This window comes from Acinetobacter sp. V2 (assembly GCF_001188385.1).
GTDB lineage: Bacteria > Pseudomonadota > Gammaproteobacteria > Pseudomonadales > Moraxellaceae > Acinetobacter > Acinetobacter oleivorans.
The window spans coordinates 59,338-60,897 of the sequence record NZ_JZFB01000001.1; the positions used below are offsets into that span (position 1 = coordinate 59,338).

2 protein-coding genes are annotated in these 1,560 nt (G+C 34.0%); one reads left to right on the forward strand and one right to left on the reverse strand.

What is annotated here, in order from left to right:
• Window positions 1-531 (forward strand): TetR/AcrR family transcriptional regulator (locus UC75_RS00280; RefSeq protein ID WP_164837862.1); only part of this gene is annotated, 531 nt, incomplete at its 5' end.
• Between the two features lie 106 nt (window positions 532-637).
• Here the strand turns inward: UC75_RS00280 and leuE are convergent.
• Window positions 638-1,282: a leucine efflux protein LeuE gene (gene leuE, locus UC75_RS00285; RefSeq protein ID WP_049836304.1), complete on the reverse strand. Its 645-nt coding sequence runs from the start codon at window positions 1,280-1,282 to the stop codon at window positions 638-640.
• Window positions 1,283-1,560: the final 278 nt, after the last annotated feature.

A 1,560-nucleotide genomic window follows, 5' to 3' on the forward strand; every position in this document is an offset into this window, starting at 1 on the left:
CACGGCTATGAAGGTACATCAATGTCAGATTTAGTTGAGGTTTTGGGGATTGCCTCAGCTCGAATTTATAAAGCGTTTGGCTCAAAAGAGGCCTTGTTTCGAGAGGCTGTTAATCACTACGAAAAAAACGAAGGTAATTTTGCGCTAAATGCTTTAAAGCAAAAAAATATTAAGGATGCAATAAACCAATTATTTCAAGATGCACTAGCGCTTTACACGCAAACCAACCATTCCTATGGGTGCATGGTGGTGTCGGCAGCAAGTGTGCTAGGCGAAGAAAACCAAGCTGTTTTGGATTGGATGAAAGCACAGCGCATTGCACGGGGCCACAGTCTGATCGAACGATTTGTGCAGGCAAAATCAGATGGTCAATTGGTCGCAGATGCAAACCCTAAAGCTTTAGGGCAATATTACGCGCTCGTTCTCCATGGTTTATCTGTTCAGGCAAGAGATGGATATTCCAAAGAAGAGCTTTCTCAGGTGATTAATTTTGCATTAAAAAATCTAGATCAATATATTATAAGTGCTTAATTAATTAAGCATTTATTTGGAATGTTTTGCCAGAATTTAAAATATGGTGTGGTTAGTCTAGCAAAGAGTTAAGGGAACTCTGTTTTAAGATTGGGTAGGAGCTATATCAATAGCTTGAATATAATAATTTTGCAGCAAAACCTATGAAGAAAAAACCAATAAACATATTTCCCAAAGTAGAAAGTATTCTATTTCCTTTCAAACGGCTAATTAAATATGCACCACAAAATACTAAAAAACTAAGATAAATCAATGTAATTGTAAGCATTATGGCGGTAAGAACAATAAAAGCCATCCATATATGTGGAGCACTAATATTGATGAATTGGGAAAAAAAGGAAATATGAAATAGAAGTGTTTTCGGGTTGAGGAGAGTTACCAGCATTCCTTGGCTTATTATCCCACTATTATCTTTTAGTTCTGTTTCTTCTATTTCATTTTTTTCTTTTAGCTTTATAACAGAATAAAGTGTTTGTACGCCTAAATAAAAGAGATATGCGGCTCCAGCATATTTTATTGTGTTAAATAAAAAGGGAGTAGAGCTAATAACGGCCGCAAGACCGGCCCAAGCCATTAATACTAATAATACATCGCTCAGAACAATGGATAGAATTGCCGCGAACCCTTTTCTTACTCCGCTTTTAATACTTGTCTTAATGACAAACATTGTTTCAGGACCAGGCGCAAGAATTATTAATATTACACCTAGGAAATAAGTCCAAAAATTTATAATGCCGAGATCGGAAAGCACAAATTCACCTTAAGTGTCTAAAATTCAAAATATTTTTTAACTGATAAACTAGCAAAAAATTTGGATTAACTATTTGCAGTTTGAATCTATGTATAAGAACCAATACTTATACTTTTAATCTTAGATTTTTTTGGAGTTATTACTCTAAAATATTGCCGTAGATTTTTTTTTGCAAGTTGTATCTTTTAAGACATCGTTAGAGCTTTGAATGATAAGCGTTTTATAAACCCCAATTTAACAATAAATTTTAATTATTTATCCTTACTTTTTAATGATCT